The organism is Pseudomonas sp. YH-1 (assembly GCF_051990045.1).
Lineage (GTDB): Bacteria > Pseudomonadota > Gammaproteobacteria > Pseudomonadales > Pseudomonadaceae > Pseudomonas > Pseudomonas nicosulfuronedens.
This window is the reverse complement of sequence record NZ_CP178184.1, coordinates 312933-337855: the sequence shown is the minus strand read 5'-3', so window position 1 is coordinate 337855 and position 24923 is coordinate 312933. Positions and strand designations below refer to the sequence as shown.

At 64.6% G+C, this 24923-nt stretch carries 22 protein-coding genes, 2 tRNA genes and 1 pseudogene; 22 read left to right on the top strand and 3 right to left on the bottom strand.

What is annotated here, in order from left to right; all coding sequences use genetic code 11:
* The first annotated feature begins 76 nt into the window (after positions 1–76).
* Complete coding sequence (orn, locus tag ACKI1H_RS01610) at positions 77–619, top strand: oligoribonuclease (RefSeq protein WP_088416176.1); 543 nt, start codon at positions 77–79, stop codon at positions 617–619.
* A gap of 104 nt (positions 620–723) precedes the next feature.
* Here orn and queG read toward each other — a convergent pair whose 3' ends face one another.
* Positions 724–1785: a tRNA epoxyqueuosine(34) reductase QueG gene (gene queG, locus ACKI1H_RS01605; protein WP_440468809.1), complete on the bottom strand. Its 1062-nt coding sequence runs from the start codon at positions 1783–1785 to the stop codon at positions 724–726.
* A 104-nt stretch (positions 1786–1889) separates the two neighbouring features.
* Between queG and ACKI1H_RS01600 the strand changes: the two genes are divergently transcribed.
* The 14 genes and pseudogenes from ACKI1H_RS01600 (at position 1890) to ACKI1H_RS01535 (ending at position 16992) form a co-directional block, all read left to right on the top strand.
* On the top strand, positions 1890–3386 hold the full coding sequence (locus ACKI1H_RS01600) for an NAD(P)H-hydrate dehydratase (protein WP_440467478.1): 1497 nt from the start codon (positions 1890–1892) through the stop codon (positions 3384–3386).
* A complete protein-coding gene (gene tsaE / locus ACKI1H_RS01595; RefSeq protein ID WP_081515528.1) occupies positions 3374–3841 on the top strand; it encodes a tRNA (adenosine(37)-N6)-threonylcarbamoyltransferase complex ATPase subunit type 1 TsaE in 468 nt (155 codons plus the stop codon). Before ACKI1H_RS01600 ends, tsaE begins: the two co-directional genes overlap by 13 nt.
* 7 nt (positions 3842–3848) lie before the next feature.
* Complete coding sequence (amiB, locus tag ACKI1H_RS01590; RefSeq protein WP_138524132.1) at positions 3849–5279, top strand: N-acetylmuramoyl-L-alanine amidase AmiB; 1431 nt, start codon at positions 3849–3851, stop codon at positions 5277–5279.
* Positions 5276–7180, top strand: a complete 1905-nt coding sequence (mutL, locus tag ACKI1H_RS01585) for a DNA mismatch repair endonuclease MutL (RefSeq protein WP_440467477.1) — start codon at positions 5276–5278, stop codon at positions 7178–7180. Before amiB ends, mutL begins: the two co-directional genes overlap by 4 nt.
* Positions 7181–7272: 92 nt before the next feature.
* Entirely contained in the window at positions 7273–8238 is a 966-nt protein-coding gene (gene miaA / locus ACKI1H_RS01580) for a tRNA (adenosine(37)-N6)-dimethylallyltransferase MiaA (protein ID WP_138524243.1), read from the top strand.
* A gap of 106 nt (positions 8239–8344) precedes the next feature.
* On the top strand, positions 8345–8593 hold the full coding sequence (gene hfq / locus ACKI1H_RS01575) for an RNA chaperone Hfq (RefSeq protein WP_017520393.1): 249 nt from the start codon (positions 8345–8347) through the stop codon (positions 8591–8593).
* Between the two features lie 12 nt (positions 8594–8605).
* Positions 8606–9907: a ribosome rescue GTPase HflX gene (gene hflX / locus ACKI1H_RS01570; RefSeq protein ID WP_440467476.1), complete on the top strand. Its 1302-nt coding sequence runs from the start codon at positions 8606–8608 to the stop codon at positions 9905–9907.
* Positions 9908–10002: 95 nt separating this feature from the next.
* On the top strand, positions 10003–11175 hold the full coding sequence (gene hflK / locus ACKI1H_RS01565; RefSeq protein WP_440467475.1) for an FtsH protease activity modulator HflK: 1173 nt from the start codon (positions 10003–10005) through the stop codon (positions 11173–11175).
* Positions 11175–12044, top strand: a complete 870-nt coding sequence (gene hflC, locus ACKI1H_RS01560) for a protease modulator HflC (protein ID WP_081515534.1) — start codon at positions 11175–11177, stop codon at positions 12042–12044. The genes hflK and hflC overlap by 1 nt, the downstream gene beginning before the upstream one ends.
* Positions 12045–12151: 107 nt before the next feature.
* Positions 12152–12337 (top strand): DUF2065 domain-containing protein, encoded by a 186-nt coding sequence (locus tag ACKI1H_RS01555; RefSeq protein ID WP_138524140.1) that lies wholly within the window; start codon positions 12152–12154, stop codon positions 12335–12337.
* A 34-nt stretch (positions 12338–12371) separates the two neighbouring features.
* Positions 12372–13550: an ATP phosphoribosyltransferase regulatory subunit gene (locus ACKI1H_RS01550; RefSeq protein WP_138214041.1), complete on the top strand. Its 1179-nt coding sequence runs from the start codon at positions 12372–12374 to the stop codon at positions 13548–13550.
* A 66-nt stretch (positions 13551–13616) separates the two neighbouring features.
* Positions 13617–14912, top strand: a complete 1296-nt coding sequence (locus tag ACKI1H_RS01545; protein ID WP_440467474.1) for an adenylosuccinate synthase — start codon at positions 13617–13619, stop codon at positions 14910–14912.
* Between the two features lie 145 nt (positions 14913–15057).
* Positions 15058–16134 (top strand): annotated as a pseudogene (locus ACKI1H_RS01540) (HAMP domain-containing protein); the annotation flags it as partial.
* On the top strand, positions 16108–16992 hold the full coding sequence (locus tag ACKI1H_RS01535; protein ID WP_440468808.1) for a methyl-accepting chemotaxis protein: 885 nt from the start codon (positions 16108–16110) through the stop codon (positions 16990–16992). The pseudogene ACKI1H_RS01540 and the gene ACKI1H_RS01535, both read left to right, overlap by 27 nt.
* Before the next feature lie 93 nt (positions 16993–17085).
* On the opposite strand, the gene ACKI1H_RS01530 is transcribed toward ACKI1H_RS01535, so the two are convergent.
* Positions 17086–17172 (bottom strand) — tRNA-Leu (locus tag ACKI1H_RS01530).
* Between the two features lie 146 nt (positions 17173–17318).
* Positions 17319–17405: transfer RNA gene (locus ACKI1H_RS01525), tRNA-Leu, on the bottom strand.
* Positions 17406–17610: 205 nt separating this feature from the next.
* Between ACKI1H_RS01525 and rnr the strand changes: the two genes are divergently transcribed.
* The 7 genes from rnr to dnaB all read left to right on the top strand — a co-directional run bounded on the left by rnr (position 17611) and on the right by dnaB (position 24878).
* A complete protein-coding gene (gene rnr, locus ACKI1H_RS01520) occupies positions 17611–20340 on the top strand; it encodes a ribonuclease R (protein WP_440467473.1) in 2730 nt (909 codons plus the stop codon).
* Entirely contained in the window at positions 20337–21089 is a 753-nt protein-coding gene (gene rlmB / locus ACKI1H_RS01515; RefSeq protein WP_440467472.1) for a 23S rRNA (guanosine(2251)-2'-O)-methyltransferase RlmB, read from the top strand. The genes rnr and rlmB overlap by 4 nt, the downstream gene beginning before the upstream one ends.
* Before the next feature lie 203 nt (positions 21090–21292).
* Positions 21293–21709 carry a 30S ribosomal protein S6 gene (gene rpsF / locus ACKI1H_RS01510; RefSeq protein ID WP_015479136.1) on the top strand — a complete coding sequence of 139 codons (417 nt, stop codon included), beginning with the start codon at positions 21293–21295 and terminating at the stop codon, positions 21707–21709.
* A gap of 29 nt (positions 21710–21738) precedes the next feature.
* Positions 21739–21969, top strand: a complete 231-nt coding sequence (gene rpsR, locus ACKI1H_RS01505) for a 30S ribosomal protein S18 (RefSeq protein WP_003095634.1) — start codon at positions 21739–21741, stop codon at positions 21967–21969.
* Between the two features lie 34 nt (positions 21970–22003).
* A complete protein-coding gene (locus ACKI1H_RS01500) occupies positions 22004–22873 on the top strand; it encodes a hypothetical protein (RefSeq protein WP_045216250.1) in 870 nt (289 codons plus the stop codon).
* Positions 22874–22894: 21 nt separating this feature from the next.
* A complete protein-coding gene (gene rplI / locus ACKI1H_RS01495) occupies positions 22895–23341 on the top strand; it encodes a 50S ribosomal protein L9 (protein ID WP_015479134.1) in 447 nt (148 codons plus the stop codon).
* Positions 23342–23483: 142 nt separating this feature from the next.
* Positions 23484–24878, top strand: a complete 1395-nt coding sequence (gene dnaB / locus ACKI1H_RS01490; protein WP_138524151.1) for a replicative DNA helicase — start codon at positions 23484–23486, stop codon at positions 24876–24878.
* The last annotated feature ends 45 nt before the right edge of the window (positions 24879–24923 follow it).

The following is a 24923-nucleotide window of genomic DNA, read 5'->3' as shown; positions in this document are numbered from 1 at the left end:
GGAAAATCGCGGCGGAGTTTAGCATGCGGCGGCGTGCTTCCCGCTAAACTAGAGGGCTGAGCTGAGGAGCCCCATCATGCAGAACCCGCAGAACCTGATCTGGATCGACCTGGAAATGACCGGGCTGGACCCGGACAAGGACGTCATCATCGAGATGGCGACCATCGTCACCGACAGTGACCTGAACATCCTCGAGGAAGGCCCGGTGATCGCCGTGCACCAGAGCGAGGAACTGCTCGCTGGCATGGATGAGTGGAACACCCGGCAGCACGGCCAGTCCGGCCTGACCCAGCGCGTGCGCGAAAGCACCATCTCCGCCGCCGAAGCCGAAGCCATGACTATCGCCTTCCTGGAAAAGTGGGTGCCCAAGCGCAGCTCGCCGATCTGCGGCAACAGCATCTGCCAGGACCGCCGCTTCCTCTACCGCCACATGCCGAAGCTGGAAGGCTACTTCCACTACCGCAACCTGGACGTCTCCACCCTCAAGGAGCTGGCCGCGCGCTGGGCGCCTGCGGTGCGCGACGGTTTCAAGAAAGGCAACACCCACCTGGCGCTGGACGACATCCGCGAGTCCATTGCCGAGCTGCGTTACTACCGCGAGCACTTCATCAAGCTGTAACCACGGTGCCTCATGTCCGAGGCCGTAGCTGTAGGAGCGAGCTTGCTCGCGAACCAGACCCGCTGCGAGGCTGTTCGCGAGCAAGCTCGCTCCTACAAAAAGCCTTAGGCGCCGTGCCGGTGCAGCGCCCACTCCACATGCTCGCGCACCAGTTCCGACGGGAACTCCCGCCGCGCGCGCAGCGCCTCGATCACCGGAATGGTCGACGGCGCATTGCCCAGCCCCACGGCCAGGTTACGCAGCCAGCGCTCGTAACCGGCGCGTCTTAGCGGCGAGCCCTCGGTGCGGCTGAGGAATTCTTCTTCCGTCCACAGGAACAGCTCCGCCAGCGCGGCGTTGTCCAGGCTGTGGCGTGGCTGGAAGTCGCCCAGGTCGGTGGCGCGGGCGAAGCGGTTCCACGGGCAGACCATCTGGCAGTCGTCGCAGCCGAACACGCGGTTGCCGATCAGCGGGCGCAGGTCTTCGGGGATCGGGCCCTTCAATTCGATGGTCAGGTAGGAAATGCAGCGCCGCGCATCCAGCACATAGGGCGCCACGAAGGCGGCGGTGGGGCAGATGTCCATGCAGGCCGTGCAGCGTCCGCAGTGCTCCGTGCCGTGGGGCTCGTCCACCGGCAGCGGCAGGTCGGTGAACAGCTCCCCGAGGAAGAAGTAGCTGCCGGCCTTGCGGTTGAGCACCAGGGTGTTCTTGCCGATCCAGCCCAGGCCCGATTGCTCGGCGATGGCCTTCTCCAGCACCGGCGCACTGTCGACGAAGGCGCGGAAGCCGAACGGACCAATCTGCTGCTGGATGCGCTCGGCCAGTTGCTGCAGGCGCTTGCGGATCAGCTTGTGGTAGTCGCGGCCCAGGGCGTAGCGCGACACATAGGCCTTCTCCGGATCGCCCAGGACCTGCGCCATGCGCGTATCGCCGGGCAGGTAGTCCATGCGCAGCGATACGACCCGTAGCGTACCGGGCACCAGTTCGTCGGGCCGCCAGCGCTTGCTGCCGTGGGCGCCCATGTAGTCCATCTCGCCGTGGTAGCCCGCCTCCAGCCAGCGTTGCAAGTGCTCGCCATGCGCTTCCAGGTCCAGCCCGCTGATGCCGACCTGCTGGAAGCCGAGTTCGCGCCCCCAGTCCTTGATGGAGAGGGCGAGGTCGGCATAGTCGAGTGTTGAATCGTGCATGAAAGGCGAGAAAGCGAAGTCCGGGTGCGTATAATTCTGCCAGACCTTGCCGGCGTCGGCCCGTCCGTACGCCAAGGCGACACATTCTGCCGCCCGGAACCGCGATGACTGCCCACGACGATCTGCCCCTGAATCTGTACAGCGCCCAGCAGGTGCGCGACCTCGACGCGCGCCTGATTGCCGCCGGCACCCCCGGCTTCGAGCTGATGCGCCGCGCCGCCCATGCGGCCTGGCGCGCCCTGCGTCGCCAATGGCCAGATGCCGGCGAAATCACCGTGCTGGCCGGCCACGGCAACAACGCCGGCGACGGCTATCTGATCGCTGCCCTGGCCTTGCGCGCCGGCTGGCGTGTACGCGTGCTGGCGGCGGGCGATGTCTCCCGCCTGTCCGGCGATGCGGCTTCGGCCCATGGCGAAGCGCGCTCGGTCGGCGTGGATATCGAGACCTGGAGTGATCGCGCCGAGCTGCGCGGTGTGCTGGTAGACGCGTTGCTGGGCACCGGTCTGGGCGGCGAGGTGCGCGAGCCTTATGCCTCTGTGATTGCTGCGATCAATGCCAGCGGGCTACCGGTGCTGGCTGTGGACATTCCCTCCGGCCTGAGTGCCGACACCGGGCAGGTGCTGGGTTGCGCGGTGAATGCCGACCTGACCGTGACCTTCATCGGCCTCAAGCTCGGCCTGTTCACCGGCAATGGTCCCGATCAATGCGGCGAGCTGGCTTTCGACGGGCTCGACGCCGATCCTGCGCTGATTTCCGAGGACGGCGTGGCGCGCCGTCTCGCTCCTGCCTCGCTGGCTCGCCTGGCTGCGCGCCCGAAGGCCGCGCACAAGGGGCTGTTCGGCCACGCCTTGGTGATCGGTGGTGATACCGGTATGGGCGGCGCCGTGCTGCTGGCCGCCGAGAGCGCGCTGCGCTGCGGTGCCGGGTTGGTGTCGCTGGCGACCCGTGCCGCTCACGTACCCGCTGCACTGGCTCGCCGGCCTGAGCTGATGGCGCGTGGCGTCTCTTCTTCCGCTGAGCTGCTGCGCCTCGCCGAGCGTGCCGATGTGCTGGTGGTCGGCCCCGGTGTCGGCCGCGAAGCCTGGGGGCGCGTGCTGGTCAGCGCCGCCGCGAGCCTGGAGCGCCGACAGGTGTGGGATGCCGATGCGCTCAACCTGCTGGCCGAAGGCCTGGTCGCTCGTCCGGCCGGCGACTGGGTGATCACCCCCCACCCGGCTGAGGCGGCGCGCCTGCTGGGCCTCTCCACCGCCGAGGTCCAGGCCGACCGGCCGAAAGCCGCGCACGCGTTGGCGCAGCGCTACCAGGCGGTGGCCGTGCTCAAGGGCGTCGGTAGTCTGGTCGCCTCTCCGGATGGTCGGCTGGCGCTGTGCAATCACGGGCATCCCGCCATGGCGGGCGCCGGGCTGGGGGATGTGCTGTCCGGCATCCTCGGTGCGCTGCTGGCGCAGCGGGTGCCTGCTTTCGAAGCAGCGTGCCTGGCAGTCTGGCTGCATGCCCGCGCTGGCGAGTCGCTTGGCGCGCAAGGGCGCGGCCTGGCTGCCGCCGATCTGATTCCTGCCGTTCGTCAGTTGCTCGAGGAGCTGTCGCCATGCCTGAACTGAATCTGTTCGCCGACGGCGAAGAGGCCATGGTCGATCTCGGTCGCCGGATTGCCGAAGCGACCGGTGGACACGGGGTGATCTACCTGCATGGCGACCTGGGAGCGGGCAAGACCACGTTGTCGCGCGGCATTCTGCGGGGATTGGGCCATGGCGGCTCGGTAAAAAGCCCGACCTTTACCCTGGTCGAGCCCTACGAAATCGGCGATCTGCGCGCCTTCCACTTCGATCTCTACCGCCTCGCCGACCCGGAGGAACTGGAGTTCCTGGGCATCCGCGACTACTTCGAAGGCGATGCCTTGTGCCTGATCGAGTGGGCAGAGCGCGGCAAAGGCATTTTGCCAAAGGCCGACATGGACATTACCATTGTTCCGCATGCGGGCGGACGCATGCTGCGCCTCGACCCGCACGGAACACGGGGCGAAGCCTGGTGTGCCGCCCTGGCCACGGGAGCATAGAAAAAAGATGGGTTGGGGGTTGCGCCTTCGGGCGTTGTTTATCGGGGTGTCCGTTCTGCTGGCATTCGTTGCCGGTGAGGTTTCTGCCGCCACGCAAATCAAGAGCGTGCGCATCTGGCGCGCGCCGGACAACACACGCCTGGTGTTCGATCTGTCCGGTCCCGTGCAGCACAGTCTGTTTACCCTGAGTGCGCCCAACCGCATCGTCGTCGACATCAACGGCGCGCAGATGTCCGCCGCCCTCGACAAGCTCAAGCTCGGCAATACGCCGATCACCGCGATGCGTTCCGCCCAGCGCTCGCCCACCGACCTGCGCCTGGTGCTGGACCTGAAGAACGCGGTCACGCCCAAGAGCTTCGTGCTGCCGCCGAACCAGCAGTACGGCAACCGCCTGGTCGTCGACCTGTATGACCAGGGCGCCGACATCGCCCCGGACGTCCCCGCGACCCCGACCCCCAGCGTGCCCGCCACGCCGGTCAGCCCGGCGCAGTCGGTCGCGAAGATTCCCGCGCCCAGCAGTGGCGGCAAGCGCGACGTGGTGATTGCCATCGACGCCGGCCACGGCGGCGAAGACCCCGGCGCCCTCGGTCCGAACGGTCTGCACGAGAAGAACATCACCCTGTCGATCGCCCGCGAACTGCAGCGGCAGATCAACCAGATGAAGGGCTTCCGCGCCGAACTGACGCGCACCGGTGACTACTTCATCCCGCTGCGCAACCGCACCGTGATCGCTCGCAAGAAGGGCGCGGACCTGTTCGTCTCGATCCATGCCGACGCGGCGCCCAGCCGCAGCGCCTTCGGGGCCTCGGTATTCGCCCTGTCCGACCGTGGCGCAACGTCCGAGACTGCGCGCTGGCTGGCTGACACGGAAAACCGTTCCGACCTCATCGGCGGCGACGGCGGCGTGAATCTCGACGACAAGGACAAGATGCTCGCCGGCGTGCTGCTCGACCTGTCGATGACTGCCACCATGTCTTCCAGCCTGGACGTCGGCCACAAAGTGCTGACCAGCGTCGGTCGCGTCACCCCGCTGCACAAGCGCCGCGTGGAACAGGCAGGCTTCATGGTGCTGAAGTCCCCGGATATCCCGTCGATCCTGGTGGAAACCGGCTTCATCTCCAACCCGAACGAGTCTGCCAAGCTGGCCAGCGGCTCGCACCAGCAGGCGCTGGCGCGCTCCATCGCCGCCGGCGTGCGCCAGTACTTCGTGCAGACCCCGCCGCCGGGCACCTACATCGCTTCGCTGCGCGATGGCGGCCAGCTGGCATCCGGGCCGCGTGAGTACGTCGTGCGCAGTGGTGACAGCCTGGCGATGGTTGCCAGTCGCTTCGACGTCAGCACGGCCTCGATTCGCAGCGCCAACTCGCTCAAGAGCGATGAGCTGAAGATCGGTCAGGTGCTGAAGATCCCGGGCACCTCCCTGGCGTCGCAGCAATGAGTGACGTTCGCCGAATCCAGCTGCTCACCCCGCGGCTGGCGAACCAGATCGCGGCCGGCGAAGTGGTCGAGCGGCCCGCGTCGGTCATCAAGGAACTGCTGGAAAACTGCCTGGACGCCGGCGCCAAGCGCATCGACATCGAGGTCGAGCAGGGCGGCGTCAAGCTGCTGCGCGTGCGCGACGATGGCGGCGGCATTCCCGCCGAAGACCTGCCGCTGGCCCTGGCGCGCCACGCCACCAGCAAGATCCGCGAGCTGGAAGACCTGGAACGGGTGATGAGCCTGGGCTTCCGTGGCGAAGCGCTGGCATCGATCAGCTCCGTCTCGCGCCTGACCCTGACCTCCCGTACCGCCGACGCCGAGCAGGCCTGGCAGGTGGAAGTCGAGGGCCGTGACATGGAGTCCACGGTGAAGCCGGCGGCCCACCCGGTAGGCACCAGCATCGAAGTGCGCGATCTGTTCTTCAATACTCCGGCGCGCCGCAAGTTCCTGCGCGCCGAGAAGACCGAGTTCGATCACCTGCAGGAAGTCATCAAGCGTCTGGCGCTGGCGCGCTTCGACGTGGCTTTCCACCTGCGGCACAACGGCAAGACCATCCTTTCGCTGCACGAAGCGAAGGACGAAGCCTCCCGCGCTCGCCGCGTGGGCGCGGTCTGCAGCACCGGCTTCCTCGAGCAGGCGTTGCCCATCGAAGTGGAGCGCAACGGCCTGCATTTGTGGGGTTGGGTCGGTCTTCCGACCTTTTCCCGCAGCCAGCCGGACCTGCAGTACTTCTACGTGAATGGCCGCATGGTGCGCGACAAGCTGGTCGCCCACGCCGTGCGCCAGGCGTACCGCGACGTGCTGTACAACGGCCGTCATCCGACCTTCGTGCTGTTCTTCGAGGTCGACCCGTCGGTGGTGGACGTCAACGTCCATCCGACCAAGCATGAAGTGCGCTTCCGCGACAGCCGCATGGTCCACGACTTCCTCTACGGCACCTTGCACCGGGCGCTGGCGGAAGTGCGTCCGGACGACCAGCTGGCGCCGCCTGGAGCGACCACCTTGACCGTGCCGCGCCCGACCGGCGCTGAGGCTGGCGAGTTCGGTCCGCAGGGGGAGATGCGCCTGTCCGAGACCGTGCTGGAAGCCCCGGCCGCTGCGCGAGCCTGGCAGCCTAGCCCGTCTTCGAGTGGGGCCGGTGGCAGTGGTGGCTACAGCTACCAGCCGACGCGCCCGGATCTGCCGCCAATCCAGGAGGCCCAGGGCGCCTACAAGGCCTATTTCGCGCCGCTGCCCGATCAGGCGCCCCAGGCCCTGCCGGAAAGCAGTCAGGACGTGCCGCCGCTGGGCTATGCGCTAGCGCAGCTCAAGGGCATCTACATCCTCTCGGAAAATGCCCACGGCCTGGTGCTGGTGGACATGCATGCCGCCCACGAACGGATCATGTACGAACGCCTGAAGACCGCCATGGCCAGCGAAGGCCTGCGCGGCCAGCCGCTGCTGGTGCCCGAATCCATCGCCGTCAGCGAGCGAGAGGCGGACTGCGCGGAAGAGCATGGCGCCTGGTTCTCCAGGCTCGGCTTCGAACTGCAACGGCTCGGCCCGGAGACCCTGGCGATCCGTCAGATTCCCGCGCTGCTCAAGCAGGCGGAGGCCACCCAGCTGGTGCGAGACGTGCTTGCCGACCTGCTGGAGTACGGCACCAGCGACCGCATCCAGGCGCATCTCAACGAGTTGCTCGGCACCATGGCCTGCCACGGCGCCGTGCGCGCCAATCGCCGCCTGACGTTGCCGGAGATGAACGGCCTGCTACGCGACATGGAAGTGACCGAGCGCAGCGGCCAGTGCAACCACGGACGGCCGACCTGGACGCAGCTGGGGCTCGACGAACTGGACAAGCTGTTCCTGCGTGGACGTTGATTTTCGTAAGCTTGCGTTCAGGAAAGTGCAGTAAACTGCACGCCAATCGATTCAGCAGCACGCAATAACCAGCAGTGCGTAACAACGAGTCCCTGATGTCCCTGCCTCCCGCGATATTCCTCATGGGCCCCACCGCCGCCGGCAAGACCGACCTGGCGCTGGAGCTGGCGCGTCTGCTGCCGGTGGAGCTGATCAGCGTGGATTCGGCGCTGATCTACCGTGGCATGGACATCGGCACCGCCAAGCCGCCCCGTGAGGTGTTGGAGGCTTTCCCGCACCGCCTGATCGACATCCGTGACCCCAGCGAGGCTTATTCGGCGGCGGAATTTCGCGCCGACGCCCTGGTGGCCATGGCCGAGATCACCGCGGCCGGGAAGATCCCGCTGCTGGTGGGCGGCACCATGTTGTATTTCAAGGCGTTGCTGGAAGGCCTGGCCGACATGCCCAGCGCCGACCCCGCCGTGCGTGCTGAGCTGGAAGGCCTGGCCGCCGCCGAAGGCTGGGGTGCCCTGCACGAAGAGCTGGCCCGCGTTGATCCGGAGTCGGCTGCGCGTATCCATCCCAATGACCCCCAGCGACTTGTCCGGGCCCTTGAGGTGTACCGCGTCAGCGGTATGTCCATGACTGCACACCGCCTTCGCCAGGCGAGTGAAAATGCGGGTCTCGGCGCGCAAGGCGGTGGACAATTACCGTATACTGTGGCTCATCTGGCGATCGCGCCTCTGCAGCGCCAGGTGTTGCACGAGCGTATCGCGCAACGTTTTGACCAGATGCTGGAACAGGGCTTCATCGCCGAGGTCGAACGCCTTCGCGCAAGGAGTGACTTGCACGTGGGGCTACCGTCCATAAGAGCGGTGGGTTACCGACAGGTATGGGATTACCTCGAGGGCAAACTGTCCTACGCTGAGATGGTGGAGCGCGGCGTCATCGCCACGCGGCAGCTGGCCAAGCGCCAGTTCACCTGGCTCCGCAGCTGGAGCGATCTACACTGGTTGGACAGTCAGGCAAGCGACAATTTGCCGCGTGCCTTGAAATACTTTGAGGCGGTCTCCATATAGGCTCGAGACCTTAATTCCGGCCGTCTATCCTTGGGGTTCAGGACGGCGTTAAGCCAAATTCGACTACTACTAAATCAGTTTTTTACCCTTACAAGGAGTGCGGCATATGTCAAAAGGGCATTCGCTACAAGACCCTTACCTCAATACCCTGCGCAAAGAACGCGTTCCGGTTTCCATCTACCTGGTCAACGGCATCAAGCTGCAGGGTCAGATCGAATCCTTCGACCAGTTCGTCATCCTGCTGAAGAACACTGTCAGCCAGATGGTCTACAAACACGCCATTTCCACCGTGGTTCCCAGCCGCCCCGTGCGCCTGCCCACCGGTGATCAACCGGCCGAGCCGGGCAACGTTTGACGGGAGTCCGCCTTGTTCTTTGAGCGCCCGGGTGGTGGGGAACGGGCCATTCTGGTCCATCTGGAAGGTCAGGACCCCGAGGCGCGCGAAGACCCGCAGGAATTCCAGGAGCTGGCCCGTTCGGCAGGCGCGGAATCGGTTGCTTTCGTCAGCATTTCGCGCCATCAGCCCTCAGCCAAGTACCTGATCGGCAGCGGCAAGGTCGAAGAGTTGCACGACCTCGTCCACGCCGAGAAGGTCGAGCTGATCATCTTCAATCACACCCTCACGCCGAGCCAGGAGCGTAACCTCGAGCGAGCGCTCGAGTGTCGCGTGCTCGATCGTACGGGTCTGATCCTCGACATCTTCGCCCAGCGCGCCCGCACCCATGAGGGCAAGCTGCAGGTGGAGCTTGCCCAGCTGGAACACATGAGCACGCGTCTGGTGCGCGGCTGGACTCACCTTGAGCGCCAGAAAGGCGGTATCGGCCTGCGCGGCCCGGGTGAAACCCAGCTGGAAACCGACCGCCGCCTGCTGCGTGGGCGCATCCGCCAGATCAAGTCGCGCCTGGAAAAGGTCCGCAGCCAGCGCGAGCAGGCTCGTCGTGGCCGTCGCCGAGCGGAGATCCCAGCGGTGTCCCTGGTGGGTTACACCAACGCCGGCAAGTCCACGCTGTTCAATGCGCTGACTACTTCCGAGGTCTACGCGGCCGACCAGTTGTTCGCCACCCTCGACCCGACCCTGCGCCGTCTGGAGCTGGATGACGTCGGTCCGATCGTGCTGGCCGATACCGTAGGCTTCATTCGCCACCTGCCGCACAAGCTGGTGGAGGCGTTTCGGGCTACCTTGGAAGAGTCCAGCAACTCCGACCTGCTGTTGCACGTGATCGACTCCCACGAGCCGGATCGTGATGCGCAGATCGAGCAGGTGCTGGCGGTGCTCAAGGAAATCGGCGCGAACGAGTTGCCGATGCTCGAGGTGTACAACAAGATCGACCTGCTGCCGGACTTGCAGCCGATGATCCAGCGCGACGAACTGGGCAAGCCGGTGCGAGTCTGGCTGTCGGCGCGGGAATCGCGCGGGCTGGAGCTGCTGGAGCAGGCGGTCGCCGAGTTGCTGGGGGAGGACATGTTCGTGGGAACGCTCTGCCTGCCACAGCGCCTGGGACGACTCCGGGCTCAGTTCTTCGAGCTGGGTGCGGTACAGTCGGAGATTCACGACGAACAAGGACGCGCCGTTTTGCAGGTTCGCCTGCCGCGTGTCGAGTTGAACCGCATGGTGAGCCGCGAAGGCTGGCAGCCGGCGGAGTTCATTGCGCAACACACTTTGCAATAAAGCCCGGCACACTGTTTTTGGCAGGGTAAGGGGCATTCGGTAGCATAGGTGGGCGCGCCGTAGGCGCGTTTTCGCGTTATCAGATGGAGAGCGCTATGGCTTGGAATGAGCCGGGTGACAACTCGAACAAGAACGACCAGGACCCCTGGGGTGGACGCCGTGGTGGTGGTCGCCAGGGCCCGCCTGATCTGGATGAGGCCTTCCGCAAGCTGCAAGACAGCCTGAACGGAATTTTCGGCAAACCCAAGCGCGGCAGTGGTTCGGGCGGTGGCGGCAGTGGCCGGGGCGGTAGCCTCGGTCTCTTCGGTATCGGCCTGGCGATCCTCGCCGTGCTGTGGCTGTACAGCGCCATCTACGTCGTGGATGAGCAGGAGCAGGCGGTGATCCTGCGCTTCGGCCAGTACCACGACACCGTGGGCCCCGGCCTGAACATCTACTTCCCGCCGATCGACAAGAAGTTCCAGGAGAACGTCACCCGCGAGCGTGCCTATAGCAAGCAGGGTCAGATGCTCACCGAGGACGAGAACATCGTCGAGGTTCCGCTGACCGTGCAGTACAAGGTCAGCAACCTGAAGGACTTCGTGCTCAACGTCGACCAGCCGGAAGTGAGCCTGCAGCACGCCACCGAAAGCGCCCTGCGCCACGTGGCCGGCTCCACCACCATGGACAAGATCCTCACCGAGGGCCGTGAACAGATGGCCACCGAGGTGCGTGATCGTCTGCAGCGTTTCCTCGATACCTACAAGACCGGTATCACGGTGACTCAGGTGAATATCCAGAGCGCCGCCGCGCCGCGTGAAGTACAGGAAGCGTTCGACGACGTGATCCGTGCCCGCGAGGACGAGCAGCGTGAGAAGAACCAGGCCGAAGCCTACGCCAACGGCGTGGTGCCTGAAGCCCGTGGTCAGGCCCAGCGCATCATCGAGGAAGCCAATGGCTACCGCGATGAAGTGGTCTCCCGCGCCCAGGGTGAGGCGGATCGCTTCACCAAGCTGGCCAGCGAGTACCACAAGTCGCCGGATGTCACCCGTCAGCGTCTGTATCTGGACACCATGCAGGATGTCCTGAGCCAGACCAGCAAGGTGCTGGTCACCGGCCAGCAAGGTCAGAACAACCTGATCTACCTGCCGCTGGACAAGATGATGGATGGCCGTGGTTCGGCAGCTCCGAGCACCGCGCCCAGCGCGAGCAGCAGCACGCCGGATATCGGTTCGCGGGTCGCCAGCGACCTGCAGCAGCGTGACACGCGTACCCGGGAGAGCCGCTGATGAGTAACAAGTCCCTGATCGCCCTCATCGCGGGTGTGGTGGTTGCTGTTGCCGTCTGGAGCAGCGTCTATGTGGTGCAACAGACCGAGCGTGCCGTAATGCTGCGCTTCGGTCGCGTTGTTGAGCCGGACGTGAAGCCCGGCCTGCACTTCAAGATCCCGTACGTCAACACGGTGCGCAAGTTCGACGGCCGCCTGCTGACCCTGGATTCGCCGACCCAGCGCTTCCTGACGCTGGAGAAGAAAGCGGTGATGGTCGACGCCTACGCCAAGTGGCGCGTCTCCGATGCCGAGCGCTTCTACACTGCGACTTCCGGCATGAAGCAGATCGCCGACGAGCGTCTGTCCCGTCGTCTGGAAGCCGGTCTGCGTGATCAGTTCGGCAAGCGCACCCTGCACGAAGTGGTGTCGGGTGAGCGTGATGCGCTGATGGGCGATATCACCGCTTCGCTGAACCGCATGGCGCAGAAGGAGCTGGGCATCGAGGTGGTCGACGTTCGCGTCAAGGCCATCGACCTGCCCAAGGAAGTGAACCGTAGCGTGTTCGAGCGGATGAGCACCGAGCGTGAGCGGGAAGCCCGCGAGCACCGCGCCAAGGGTCGCGAACTGGCCGAAGGTATCCGCGCGGATGCCGACCGTCAGCGTCGTGTATTGCTGGCCGAGGCTTATCGCGAGTCGGAAGAGACCCGTGGTGATGGCGATGCGAAGGCGGCGGCGATCTATGCCAAGGCCTACACCGCCGATCCGGAGTTCTACGCTTTCACTCGCAGCCTCAAGGCTTACCGCGAAAGCTTTGCAGACAAGAAGGACGTGCTGGTGCTCGATCCGAGCAACGAGTTCTTCCGCTATCTGGAAAAAGCTAAACCGTAAGTCAAAGTCTCCGGCGGGCGGCAGCGCCCGCCGGAGAAATCGTGTTATCATGGGTCAGCCGGGAAATCCCGGCTTTTTTGCGTCCGCGAGAATGATGTACGAGAGCCATGTGGCAGGAATTGGGCAAGGCGTTCTGTCTGTTGCTGGTGCTGGAAGGCATCCTTCCATTCCTGTACCCGCGTGGCTGGCGCGACGCCGTGAGCGGGCTCGGACGCCTTGGCGACCGCAGTCTGAGACTCATCGGGCTGGGCAGCATGCTGCTCGGCACCGTCCTTCTTTACTGCATTCATTGAAGTGCCGCCCGGCCTAAAAAAGGAGAGAGGCGACATGGCAACGGTAGACCGCTGGCTGCTGCCAGATGGAATCGAAGAAGTGCTGCCACCGGAGGCGGCTCGCGTTGAAGCAGCCCGCCGTCAGGTGCTGGATCTGTTCCAGCGCTGGGGTTACGAGTTCGTCGTCACCCCACATATCGAATACCTGGAATCCCTGCTGACCGGTGCCGGCCAGGATCTGGACCTGCGTACCTTCAAGGTCACCGATCCGGCTTCCGGCCGTCTGATGGGTTTCCGTGCGGACATCACCCCGCAAGTGGCGCGCATGGATGCCCATAGCCTGCGTCGCGAAGGCCCGAATCGCCTGTGCTACGCCGGCAGTGTGCTGCATGCCCGTCCGCGTGCGCTGGCCACTTCGCGCAGCCCGATCCAGCTGGGTGCCGAACTCTACGGCAACACCGGTTCGGCCGGTGACGTCGAAGTCATCAGCCTGCTGCTCGACATGCTCGAGATGGCTCAGGTGCCGGATGTGCACATGGACCTCGGGCATGTCGGTATCTACCGTGGCCTGGCCCAGGCAGCCGGCCTGTCCGGCGAGGTCGAGCAACTGCTGTTCGACGCCCTGCAGCGCAAGGCCGTGGACGAAGTCGCGGCACTGACCGAAGGCCTGCCGAGCGAGCTCGCCGGCATGCTTCGCGCCCTCGCTGAACTGTGTGGCAGCCGTGAAGTGCTGGAGCAAGCGCGCGAGGTGCTCGCTGGCGCTCCGGCCAACGTTCAGGCGGCGCTTGCTGACCTGACCGCCATCGCCGACTCGCTGGCGGCGCGTTTCCCGCAGTTGCCGCTGTACTTCGACCTGGGCGAGCTGCGCGGTTATCACTATCACACGGGCGTGGTGTTTGCCGCGTTCGTGCCCGGGGTTGGCGAGTCCATCGCCCAGGGCGGTCGTTACGACGATATCGGCGCCGATTTCGGCCGTGCGCGTCCGGCTACCGGTTTCTCTACTGACCTCAAGACCCTGGTCACTCTTGGTCGCGCCCAGCTCGACGAGCCGCGCACCGGAGTCTGGGCGCCGGCCGATGGCGCTGGCTTGTGGCAGGCGGTGCAGCAGTTGCGCCGTCAGGGTGTGCGCGTGGTACAGGCGCTGCCCGGGCAGGATGCGGCTTCGGCTTCCGAAGCGGGCTGCGACCAGCAATTGCTGGTTCGCGATGGCAATTGGCAGGTGGCAGCGCTCTGAGGCGCGCTACTTCGAGTTTCTGCCGGCCGCGGCCGGCACCGAACATCCACGATGGGGACAAGAGTTATGGGTAAGAATGTCGTAGTCCTGGGCACCCAGTGGGGTGATGAGGGCAAAGGCAAGATCGTCGACCTGCTGACCGACCAGGCTGCTGCCGTGGTGCGTTACCAGGGCGGCCACAACGCCGGTCATACCCTGGTAGTCGCTGGCGAGAAGACCGTGCTGCACCTGATTCCGTCGGGCATCCTGCGCGAAGGCGTGCAGTGCCTGATCGGCAACGGCGTGGTGCTGGCGCCCGACGCGCTGATGCGCGAAATCGCCAAGCTGGAAGAAAAGGGCGTACCGGTGCGCGAGCGCCTGCGCATCAGCCCGTCCTGCCCGCTGATCCTGTCCTTCCACGTGGCCCTGGACCAGGCTCGCGAGAAGGCCCGTGGCGACGCGAAGATCGGCACCACCGGTCGCGGCATCGGCCCGGCGTACGAAGACAAAGTGGCCCGTCGTGGCCTGCGCGTGGGTGACCTGTTCCACCGCGAGCGCTTCGCCGCCAAGCTGGGCGAGCTGCTGGACTACCACAACTTCGTCCTGCAGAACTATTACAAGGAGCCGGCCGTCGACTTCCAGAAGACTCTGGATGAGTGCATGGCCTACGCCGAAGAGCTGCGTCCGCTGATGGCTGACGTCACCTCGACCCTGCATGACCTGCGCCGCGCCAACGAGAACATCATGTTCGAAGGCGCCCAGGGTTCGCTGCTGGACATCGACCACGGCACCTACCCGTTCGTCACCAGCTCCAACACCACCGCTGGCGGCACCGCCACCGGTTCGGGCTTCGGTCCGCTGTACCTGGACTACATCCTGGGTATCACCAAGGCCTACACCACTCGCGTGGGTTCCGGCCCGTTCCCGACCGAGCTGTTCGATGACGTCGGTGCGCGCCTGGCCAAGGTGGGTCACGAGTTCGGTGCTACCACCGGTCGTGCCCGTCGTTGCGGCTGGTTCGATGCCGTCATCCTGCGTCGCGCCATCGAGATCAACAGCCTGTCCGGCCTGTGCCTGACCAAGCTGGATGTCCTCGACGGCCTGGAGACCGTGCGCATCTGCACCGGCTACAAGAACGCCGAGGGCGAGCTGCTGACCGACGCGCCGACTGACGCCGACAGTTATATCGGCCTGCAGCCGATCTACGAAGACCTGCCGGGCTGGAGCGAATCCACCGTGGGTGTTCAGTCCCTGGATGGCCTGCCGGCCAATGCGCGCGCCTACATCAAGCGCATCGAGGAGTTGGTCGGTGCGCCCATCGACATCATCTCCACCGGCCCGGACCGCGCCGAGACCATCGTCCTGCGCCATCCGTTCGGCTGATCTACAGCTGTGAACTGCAACGGGCCGCTCATGCGGCCCGTTGTCGTTTCTGGGGATCCAATTTGCGCGGCGGCATGCGCTTTGCTGGTGAAACGGATTGGCGCCTTTCGCGCCAGACATCCGTTACGTCCGGAGGAAACCCGCCGTGTCCGCCGTCCTGTCTTTGTTGCGCAGCCGCTTGCTGCGCCCCGCTTTCATCGCCCTGGGCATTGCGCTGCTGGTGCAGCTGGCGATTGCCCTGTGGCTTACTCGCAGTACTGTCGATGGTCTGGTCAATGACCTTGGCGCTCATCTGGGTAACGAATCGGAGCGCCTGGCCGGTGAGCTGGAGCAGGCCGGCAAGGAAGTCACTTCCGGCCTGAATGAGTTGTCCGCGCGCACCCGTGAGCGCCTGGGGTCGGCACTTTCGGCTCGCCTGGAGGAGGAGCAGGCGGTATTGCGCCAGGGACTGGAGCAGAGCTTGCGCCAGTCCGCCACTGAATTGGCGCAACTGTTGGCCGCCGTGGCGCCCAAGGCCATGTGGGACAACGACGTACCGGTGCTTTCTGATTATGCCCGGCGTGCCCAGGCCAATCCCAATGTGCTTTTTGTGGTCTATGACGATCCCCAGGGGCAGCACCTGACCCGTTACCTCAATCGCGAAGATGCACGAGTTCAGGCGCTGCTGGAGAAAGGTAAGGGCGAGCGCGCGCTGGACAAGGTGCTGGAGGCGGCGGGGCACGACGACTCGGTGTTCCTTGTCGAGGCGCCGATCAGCCCTAATGGTGTGGTCATCGGCACGGTGCGCCTGGGCGTTTCCACTGACGCCATCGAAAAGCAGATTGCTGCGCTCGACCAGCGCTTCTCCGCCCTGGTCGCCAGTGGTGATCAGTTGGTGGGCGACAGCCTCGCCGGCGCGGCGGCCGACAGCACCAAGGCGCTGACGGCGCGCCTGCAATCCGCGAAGCAGGCGGCAGAAGGCATGAGTCAGGGGGCGAAGGCATCCATCGAGGAGGCGGCGGGAACGTTGCGCTGGCGGATCGGCATGGGGCTGCTGCTGGTCGGTCTGGGCGTGTTGCTGTGTCTGGCGATCGTGCTGGGGCACCGCGTGGTGAACCGCCTGCGCCTGTTGATCGACGCGCTGAACGACCTGGCGGCCGGGGAGGGTGACCTGACTCGTCGCGTTCGGCTGGATAGTCGTGATGAGTTGGGGGAGATGGCGACGGCGGTGAATCGCTTCGTCGACAAGCTCCAGCCCATCGTGCGCGAAGCGGGGCAGGTGGCGCAGCAGACTGGTAGTGAGATCGCTGCGCTGGCCAGTCGAAGTGCCAGTGCCGAAGCGGCGGCGGACCGGCAGCGCAATGAGGTGGCCGGTAGTCTGGAGGCGCTCTCCGGCATGGTGGCGGAAGCCGAGATGGAAAGTCGTTCGATGCAGGCGGCGCTGGCGCGGGTCGGCGAGATCCGCAAGGCGGCGCAGGACAATGCAGCCATTGCCCGCAAGGTCGGTGGCCTGATCGAGACTCTGGAGTCCCGCGTGCAGAACGGTGCCGGCGTGATCGAGCGCCTGGCGCGGCAGAGCGAGCAGATCGAGGTGGTGCTGTCGGTGATCCATGGCATCGCCGAGCAGACCAACCTGCTGGCGCTGAATGCGGCCATCGAGGCGGCGCGCGCGGGTGAGAGTGGGCGGGGGTTCGCCGTGGTGGCGGACGAGGTGCGTGCGCTGGCCAGCAAGACGCAGCAATCCACGGGTGATATCCAGTCGCACATCGGTGCGCTGCAGGAAGGTGCGCGCGAGGCGGTGTCCGCCATTGGGCAGGCCCGTGAGCAGGCGGTGCAGGGTTTGGCTGCGCTGCAGGACAGCGAGCGGCTGCAGCGCGAAGTGCAGAGTGCGGTGGAGGAGGTGCATGGCGCCATCGAGGCGGCTACCCATTCAGCGCAACAGCAGGCAGCCGGCGCCGCGGCGGTGCGTGGTCGGGTCGAAGTGATCCATGCCGAAGCGAGCCGCGCAGCGGAAGCGGTGAGTGCGACTGCGAGCAGTGGTCGAGTGCTCGATGGCCTGGCCGGTCAGTTGCGCGCCAGCCTGGGGCAATTCAAGGCGTGAGGGAGGAGTGGGGCGCTGCGGCGTTCGGCTCCAGGATTTTCGGAATGCCGAAAACGAAAAAGCCGAGCAGTGCTCGGCTTTTTCGTTTGAAGATGGTGCCCAGGAGAAGACTCGAACTTCCACGGTGTTGCCACCGCTAGGACCTGAACCTAGTGCGTCTACCAATTCCGCCACCTGGGCATGCTTTTCAGCATGGGGTGCGATGATCGCTCATCGTCTTGCGGTGATGCAACCTCTGGTTGCATCTGACGGTCTATTGTTCGGTTATCAGGGTTCCGAACCCGCCTGATAAAGCCTGTCAGTGACTGACTTTATCCTTGAATAAGTGGTGCCCAGGAGAAGACTCGAACTTCCACGGTGTTGCCACCGCTAGGACCTGAACCTAGTGCGTCTACCAATTCCGCCACCTGGGCACTGGAGTCGATGATTACTCATCGTTTCCGTGTTACAACGTCTGTCTGACGCTGTGGGCGCGAACTATACGGGCAGCCTTTTCGCTTGTAAACCCCTGATGTGATAAAAAATTTATTCTTGCTCGAAGCTGACCGATGAGCGGATTTCGCGCTTCAATAAGCACATGGCGATCCATACCCCTATATATAAGGTGACCGCACTTTAATGGCCGATTGGCAAAACCTCGATCCCGAGGCCGCCCGCGAGGCGGAAAAATACGACAACCCCATCCCCAGCCGTGAACTCATCCTGGCGCACCTCGCCGAGCGCGGCGCACCCGCGACTCGCTCCCAGTTGATGGACGAGCTTGGTCTCTCCGGCGAAGAGCAGGAAGAAGCGCTGCGGCGCCGCCTGCGCGCCATGGAGCGCGACGGCCAGCTTATCTATACCCGCCGTGGCGCCTATGCGCCGGTGGACAAGCTCGACCTGATCCTCGGCCGCATTGCCGGCCACCGCGACGGCTTCGGCTTCCTGATCCCCGATGACGGCAGCGACGACCTGTTCCTCAGCCCGACGCAGATGCGCCTGGTGTTCGACGGCGACCGCGCTCTGGCACGTGTGTCCGGCTTCGATCGCCGTGGTCGCCGTGAAGGCGCCCTAGTGGAAGTGGTCGAGCGTGCCCATGAAACCATCGTTGGCCGTTACTTCGACGAGAGCGGCATCGGCACGGTCGTGGCCGACAACCCGAAGATCCAGCAGGAAGTGCTGATCCCGCCAGGCAAGGCCGGCAAGGCCAAGCACAACCAGTTCGTGCAGGTGCGCATCGACGTCTGGCCGAACGTGCACCGCCAGGCCCAGGGCGAAGTGGTGGAAGTGCTCGGCGACTACATGGCGCCGGGCATGGAAATCGAAGTTGCCCTGCGCAGCTACGACATTCCCCACACCTGGCCCGAGGCCGTTGAGAAAGAAGCGGCCAAGCTCAAGCCAGAAGTGCTGGAGAAGGACAAGGAGAAGCGCGTCGACCTGCGCGCCCTGCCTTTCGTCACCATCGACGGCGAGGATGCCCGCGACTTTGACGACGCGGTCTACGCCGAGAAGCGCAAAGGTGGCGGCTGGAAGCTGTTCGTCGCCATCGCCGACGTCTCTCATTATGTGAAAGTCGGTTCGGCCCTGGATGAAGAGGCAGCCAAACGCGGCAACTCGGTGTACTTCCCCGAGCGCGTGATCCCGATGCTGCCGGAGATTCTCTCCAACGGGTTGTGCTCCCTGAACCCGCTGGTCGATCGCCTGGCCATGGTCTGCGAGATGAACCTCTCCAAGGCCGGCAAGATGACCGACTACCAGTTCTACGAGGCGGTCATCCACTCCCACGCGCGCCTGACCTACACCAAGGTCAGCCAGTACCTGGAAACCCCGGACAGCCCCGAAGGCCAGCGCCTGAAGGAGCAGCTGCCGGCGGTGGTGCCGCACCTCAATACGCTGTACGACCTGTATAAGGTCCTGGTGGGCGCACGCCATGCGCGTGGCGCCATCGACTTCGAAACCCAGGAAACCCGCATCGTCTTCGGCGCGGACCGCAAGATCTCGGAAATTCGCCCGACCCAGCGCAACGATGCGCACAAGCTGATCGAGGAATGCATGCTGGCGGCCAACGTGGCCACCGCAAAGTTCATGGAGAAGCACGCCATTCCCGCGCTGTACCGCGTCCACGACGGCCCGCCGCAGGAAAAACTCAACAACCTCCGTCAGTTCCTCGGTGAGCTGGGTCTGACCCTGTACCGCGGCAAGGGTGACCCGACCCCGGCCGACTACCAGAAGCTGCTGGAGTCCATCCAGGGTCGCCCGGACCTGCAACTGATCCAGACCGTGATGCTGCGCTCCCTGAGCCAGGCGGTGTACAGCCCGGAGAACGCCGGGCACTTCGGTCTGAACTACGAGGCCTACACCCACTTCACCTCGCCGATCCGTCGCTACCCGGACTTGCTGACCCATCGTGCCATCCGTGGTCTGATCCGCTCCAAGGCGGCATCCGAGCACGTGCAGCGCGTTGGCGCCACCAGCATGCCGAAGGCACGTATTTATCCGTACGACGAAGCACGCCTGGCCCAGCTGGGCGAGCAGTGCTCAATGACTGAGCGTCGTGCCGACGAGGCGACCCGTGACGTCACCAACTGGCTGAAGTGCGAGTTCATGCGCGAGCGCGTGGGCGAGACCTTCCCCGGCGTGATCACCGCAGTGACTGGCTTCGGCATCTTCGTCGAGCTGAGCGAGATCTATGTAGAAGGCCTGGTGCATGTCACCGCGCTGCCGGGTGACTACTACCACTTCGATGCCGTGCATCACCGCCTCGCCGGTGAGCGCACCGGCCGCAGCTTCCGTCTCGGCGATACCGTCGAAGTGGTCGTGGCGCGGGTCGATCTGGATGAACGCAAGATCGACTTTGAACTCTCCGGCAATGTGCTCAGCGCGCCCATTGGCCGCAAGAAGCGTGGCGAGAAGGCCGAGCCGGCCGCCAAGGGCAAAGTGGCCAAGGGCAAGGCAGCCAAGGGTGTGGCGGCGAAAGACAAGCCGGCCAGGACTCCTCGTGCCGTTGCGGATGATCCCTACCTCGCTCCGGACGTGGCCGTGCAGCCGCGCAAACGCAAGGTCGGCGTGGTCCAGGCACTGCCGTCGGTAGCACCGGAAATGCTCGCCAAGGCCGAGGAAATGCTCGGCAATACCGATGTGCGCAAGAGCCGTGAAGTGAAGAAGGCGCTGATCGAGGAAGCCAAGGTCGGTGGCAACAAGCCGGCGGCCGGGAAAGGCAAAGGTGCGCCCGCTGCGGGCAAACCGCGCAATCCTTCGAAACAGAAAGCCCGGTCCGCCAAACCGTCCAAGCATCGCAAGGGCTCTGCTGCGCCCAAAGCCGGTGCCACTGGTGGTGCACCGGCCAGCAAGCGTAAGGCGAAGAAATGAGTCAGTGGGAAAAGGTCTACGGGGTCCATGCCGTAGAAGCATTGCTGCGCCATCACCCCAAGCGGGTCAAGCAATTGTGGCTGGCCGAAGGCCGTCAGGATCCACGCGTCCAGGCGCTGGTCGAGCTGGCCGGTCAGGCGCGCGTGCCGGTGGGTACGCGCGACCGCAAGGAGCTGGATGAGTGGGCCGAGGGGGTGCACCAGGGCGTGGTCGCCGAGGTCAGCCCGAGCCAGGTCTGGGGCGAGAACATGCTGGAGGAGTTGCTGGAGCGCTCCGCCGGCCCGGCGCTGCTGCTGGTGCTGGACGGCGTGACCGACCCGCACAACCTTGGCGCCTGCCTGCGCACCGCCGATGCGGCGGGCGCGCTGGCGGTCATCGTGCCGAAGGACAAGTCCGCCACCCTCAACGCCACCGTGCGAAAAGTTGCCTGCGGCGCGGCCGAGGTGATCCCGCTGGTGGCGGTGACCAACCTCGCGCGCACCCTGGAGAAACTCCAGCAGCGCGGCCTGTGGATCGTCGGCACCGCCGGCGAGGCCACCCAGATGCTCTATGAGCTGGACCTCACCGGGCCGACCGTGCTGGTGATGGGCGCCGAGGGCAAGGGCATGCGCCGACTGACCCGCGATCACTGCGACTACCTGGCCAAGTTGCCGATGCAGGGCAGCGTCAGCAGCCTGAACGTCTCGGTGGCCACCGGTGTGTGTCTGTTCGAGATCGTCCGCCAGCGCCAGCTCAAGACCGGCGCCTGACGTCCCCACGCGAGGCGGGTTGCTCCGCCTCGCGCTGTTCAAAGTTTCACCAGTTTTCCTTGCGCCCCCCGGCGCGCTTCTCTAGAATGTCGGCCCTTGTCGTCCGGGCAGGCGTTCGCGCGTGCTTCCGAGCGGCAAGGAAAAAATCATTCACTCCTTGTCTGACCGCTTTGTCGGCAGGCTGCAATCCGTAAGGAGCATTTATGCGTCATTACGAAATCGTGTTCCTGGTTCACCCGGACCAGAGCGAACAAGTCGGTGGCATGGTCGAGCGTTACACCAAGGCCATCGAAGAAGACGGCGGCAAAGTCCACCGTCTGGAAGACTGGGGCCGTCGTCAGCTGGCTTACGCCATCAACAACGTGCACAAGGCTCACTACGTTCTGATGAACGTCGAGTGCACCGCCAAGGCCCTGGCAGAAATGGAAGACAACTTCCGTTACAACGACGCCGTGATCCGTAACATGGTCATCCGTCGCGACGAAGCCGTTACCGGCCAGTCCGAAATGCTGAAGGCCGAAGAGAGCCGCAACGAGCGCCGCGAGCGCCGTGAGCGTCCCGAATCGAACGAGGGCGAGTCCGCTGACGGCGAAGATAGCCGCGACAGCGCTGACGAGTAATCCCGGACCAGTATTGAGGAGCCACACACATGGCACGTTTCTTCCGTCGTCGTAAGTTCTGCCGTTTCACCGCTGAAGGCGTGAAAGAGATCGATTACAAAGATCTGAACACCCTGAAGGCCTACGTTTCCGAAACCGGCAAGATCGTTCCGAGCCGTATCACCGGCACCAAAGCCAAGTACCAGCGTCAGCTGGCGACCGCTATCAAGCGCGCCCGTTACCTGGCCCTGCTTCCCTACACCGACAGCCACGGCCGTTGATCGGGCAGTCGACTGGAATTGATGGATAGATCGCATGCGCGCATTGGCTGAATTTGTCATGCGAGGCCGCATGCAGGCGACCCTGGTGGTCGTCGCAGCCGCGGTACTGCAGCCTTTGTTCTGGCTCGGTGCCGCAGCAGGCAGTCTGGTGCTGTTGCGCCGTGGTCCCAGCGATGCCTTTGGCATCCTGGCCTGGGCGCTGCTTCCGGCACTGGCCTGGTGGTACCTGGGTGACCCCAGCGTGAGTCTGGTTCTGGTGGGTAGTGCCGTGCTGGCGCAGGTTCTGCGCAGCAAGGTGTCCTGGAACCAGGTGATGCTGGCGAGCGTTGTGCTCGGTGCGGTGTTCGTGCTGCTGCTCAGCACGGTGTCGGCCGGGTTGGTCGCAGGTCTTGCCGATGCATTCGGCAAGGCGCTGCCGCAGGTTCTGGCCGAAGCCAAGCTTTCGCCGGAGCAGATGGCCGCTCTGCAGGCGGAGATGGTTCCGACCATCACCGGCCTGATGGCAGCCTCGCTGCAGACGATCAGCCTGTTGTGCCTGATGCTGGCGCGTTATTGGCAAGCAGTACTGTTCAACCCGGAAGGGTTTGGCCGCGAGTTCCGCGCACTGCGCCTGTCGCCGGGCACGGCTGTAGCGCTGCTGGTCGGCGTTGTGGCACTGCCCTTCGCAGGACCCGCGGCCACCATGCTGGCGCCGCTTTGCATGATTCCGCTGCTGTTTGCCGGGATTGCACTGGGGCACGGCCTGGCCGCGCTGAAGAAGCTTCCGGGCTTCTGGCTGGCACCGCTGTACCTGCTGGTATTCGTACTGGGCAATGTGATCTGTCTTGTCGCCGTCGTCGACAGTCTGTTTGATTTTCGCGGTCGTCTGGCCAAGCGCCAGAAAGCTGCGAACGGTGAAGGTTAAAAGTTAAGAGGTAAGACTCAAATGGAAGTCATCCTGCTGGAAAAGATCGCCAAACTGGGCAACCTGGGCGATAAGCTGAACGTAAAGGGCGGTTACGCTCGTAACTACCTGCTGCCGCAGGGCAAAGCCACCGCTGCCACCGCTGCCAACGTCGCTGCTTTCGAAGAGCGCCGTGCAGAGCTGGAAAAAGCCGCTGCTGAGAAAAAAGCCGCTGCTGAAGCTCGTGCTGCCCAACTGGCCGAACTGATCGTGACCATCGGCGCCCACGCTGGCGACGAAGGCAAACTGTTCGGTTCGATCGGCACCCGCGACATCGCCGACGCCGTTTCGGCTGCTGGCTACCCGCTGGAAAAGAGCGAAGTTCGCCTGCCCGACGGCGCCCTGCGCGCTGTAGGCGAATACAACATCGAAGTGCAACTGCACATGGATGTTGATGCAACCCTGCACGTGGTTGTAGTCGCCGAGTAAGCGATCCGTCGCTAGGACGTTTCACACAGCTTGCCTGGGTGAATCAGTCCAATAACAATGGGCACGGTGCCGATCCTCGGTCCGTGCCCTTTGTTTTTCCGCCGTTTGATCCTCTCCTGCGAAGAGCCAACTCGAAGAGCCCATGAACGACATTACCGTCCCCGAGCAATACGACCTGCAGACCGCTTCCCTCAAGGTGCCGCCGCACTCGATCGAAGCCGAACAGGCGGTGCTGGGCGGCCTGATGCTCGACAACAACGCCTGGGAGCGGGTCTCCGACGCGGTGTCCGATGGCGACTTCTACCGCCATGACCACCGTCTGATCTTCCGCGCCGTCTACAAGCTCGCCGAAGCCAACCAGCCGATCGACGTGGTGACGCTTTCCGAGCAGCTCGAGCGCGAAGGGCAACTGTCCCAGGTGGGCGGTCTGGCGTACCTTGCCGAGCTGGCGAAGAACACGCCCTCGGTGGCGAACATCAAGGCGTACGCAGGCATCATCCGTGAGCGTGCCACCTTGCGGCAGCTGATCGGTATCAGCAGTGATATCGCCGACAGCGCCTTCAACCCCGAAGGGCGCAGCGCCAACGAAGTGCTCGACGAAGCCGAGCGCAAGATCTTCGAGATCGCCGAAGCGCGGCCCAAGACTGGTGGCCCGGTGGGCATCGGCGACATCCTGGTCAAGACCATCGACCGCATCGACCACCTGTTCAACACCTCGGACGCGCTGACCGGTATCACCACCGGCTTCACCGACCTCGACGAGAAGACCAGCGGCCTGCAGCCGTCCGACCTGATCATCGTTGCCGGCCGTCCATCGATGGGCAAGACCACCTTCGCCATGAACCTGGTGGAGAACGCCCTGATGCGCAGCGACAAGGCGATCCTGGTGTACTCGCTGGAGATGCCCTCCGATTCCATCGTGATGCGTATGCTTGCCTCGCTCGGCCGCATCGACCAGACCAAGGTGCGTACCGGCAAGCTGGATGACGAGGATTGGCCGCGCCTGACCTCGGCGGTGAACCTGCTCAGCGACCGCAAGCTGTTCATCGACGACACCGCCGGCATCTCGCCCTCGGAAATGCGCGCGCGGACCCGCCGCCTGGCCCGTGAGCACGGCGAGATCGGCATGATCATGGTCGACTACCTGCAGCTGATGCAGATCCCTGGTTCCGCCGGCGACAACCGGACCAACGAGATTTCCGAGATCTCCCGCTCGCTGAAGGCGCTGGCGAAGGAATTCAATTGCCCGGTGGTGGCGCTTTCCCAGCTCAACCGCTCGCTGGAACAGCGTCCCAACAAACGCCCGGTGAACTCCGACTTGCGCGAATCCGGAGCGATCGAGCAGGACGCCGACGTGATCATGTTCGTTTACCGCGACGAGGTGTATCACCCGGAGACCGAGTTCAAGGGCGTCGCCGAAATCATCCTCGGCAAACAGCGTAACGGCCCCATCGGCACGGTGCGCGTGGCCTTCCTCGGCCGCTACAGCCGCTTCGAAAATCTCGCGCCCGGCATGTACAACTTCGAAGACGAGTAACGATGCCGCATTCCGCGTGAACGACGGGCGCCTTAATATAGGCGC

What these genes read in the sequence shown, in the direction of transcription:
- orn (WP_088416176.1), top strand. Translation starts at nt 77, where the DNA reads ATGCAGAACCCGCAGAACCTGATCTGGATCGACCTGGAAATGACCGGG.
- queG (WP_440468809.1), bottom strand. Translation starts at nt 1,785, where the DNA reads ATGCACGATTCAACACTCGACTATGCCGACCTCGCCCTCTCCATCAAG.
- ACKI1H_RS01600 (WP_440467478.1), top strand. Translation starts at nt 1,890, where the DNA reads ATGACTGCCCACGACGATCTGCCCCTGAATCTGTACAGCGCCCAGCAG.
- tsaE (WP_081515528.1), top strand. Translation starts at nt 3,374, where the DNA reads ATGCCTGAACTGAATCTGTTCGCCGACGGCGAAGAGGCCATGGTCGAT.
- amiB (WP_138524132.1), top strand. Translation starts at nt 3,849, where the DNA reads ATGGGTTGGGGGTTGCGCCTTCGGGCGTTGTTTATCGGGGTGTCCGTT.
- mutL (WP_440467477.1), top strand. Translation starts at nt 5,276, where the DNA reads ATGAGTGACGTTCGCCGAATCCAGCTGCTCACCCCGCGGCTGGCGAAC.
- hfq (WP_017520393.1), top strand. Translation starts at nt 8,345, where the DNA reads ATGTCAAAAGGGCATTCGCTACAAGACCCTTACCTCAATACCCTGCGC.
- hflK (WP_440467475.1), top strand. Translation starts at nt 10,003, where the DNA reads ATGGCTTGGAATGAGCCGGGTGACAACTCGAACAAGAACGACCAGGAC.
- hflC (WP_081515534.1), top strand. Translation starts at nt 11,175, where the DNA reads ATGAGTAACAAGTCCCTGATCGCCCTCATCGCGGGTGTGGTGGTTGCT.
- ACKI1H_RS01555 (WP_138524140.1), top strand. Translation starts at nt 12,152, where the DNA reads ATGTGGCAGGAATTGGGCAAGGCGTTCTGTCTGTTGCTGGTGCTGGAA.
- ACKI1H_RS01550 (WP_138214041.1), top strand. Translation starts at nt 12,372, where the DNA reads ATGGCAACGGTAGACCGCTGGCTGCTGCCAGATGGAATCGAAGAAGTG.
- ACKI1H_RS01545 (WP_440467474.1), top strand. Translation starts at nt 13,617, where the DNA reads ATGGGTAAGAATGTCGTAGTCCTGGGCACCCAGTGGGGTGATGAGGGC.
- ACKI1H_RS01535 (WP_440468808.1), top strand. Translation starts at nt 16,108, where the DNA reads ATGGCGACGGCGGTGAATCGCTTCGTCGACAAGCTCCAGCCCATCGTG.
- rnr (WP_440467473.1), top strand. Translation starts at nt 17,611, where the DNA reads ATGGCCGATTGGCAAAACCTCGATCCCGAGGCCGCCCGCGAGGCGGAA.
- rlmB (WP_440467472.1), top strand. Translation starts at nt 20,337, where the DNA reads ATGAGTCAGTGGGAAAAGGTCTACGGGGTCCATGCCGTAGAAGCATTG.
- rpsF (WP_015479136.1), top strand. Translation starts at nt 21,293, where the DNA reads ATGCGTCATTACGAAATCGTGTTCCTGGTTCACCCGGACCAGAGCGAA.
- rpsR (WP_003095634.1), top strand. Translation starts at nt 21,739, where the DNA reads ATGGCACGTTTCTTCCGTCGTCGTAAGTTCTGCCGTTTCACCGCTGAA.
- ACKI1H_RS01500 (WP_045216250.1), top strand. Translation starts at nt 22,004, where the DNA reads ATGCGCGCATTGGCTGAATTTGTCATGCGAGGCCGCATGCAGGCGACC.
- rplI (WP_015479134.1), top strand. Translation starts at nt 22,895, where the DNA reads ATGGAAGTCATCCTGCTGGAAAAGATCGCCAAACTGGGCAACCTGGGC.
- dnaB (WP_138524151.1), top strand. Translation starts at nt 23,484, where the DNA reads ATGAACGACATTACCGTCCCCGAGCAATACGACCTGCAGACCGCTTCC.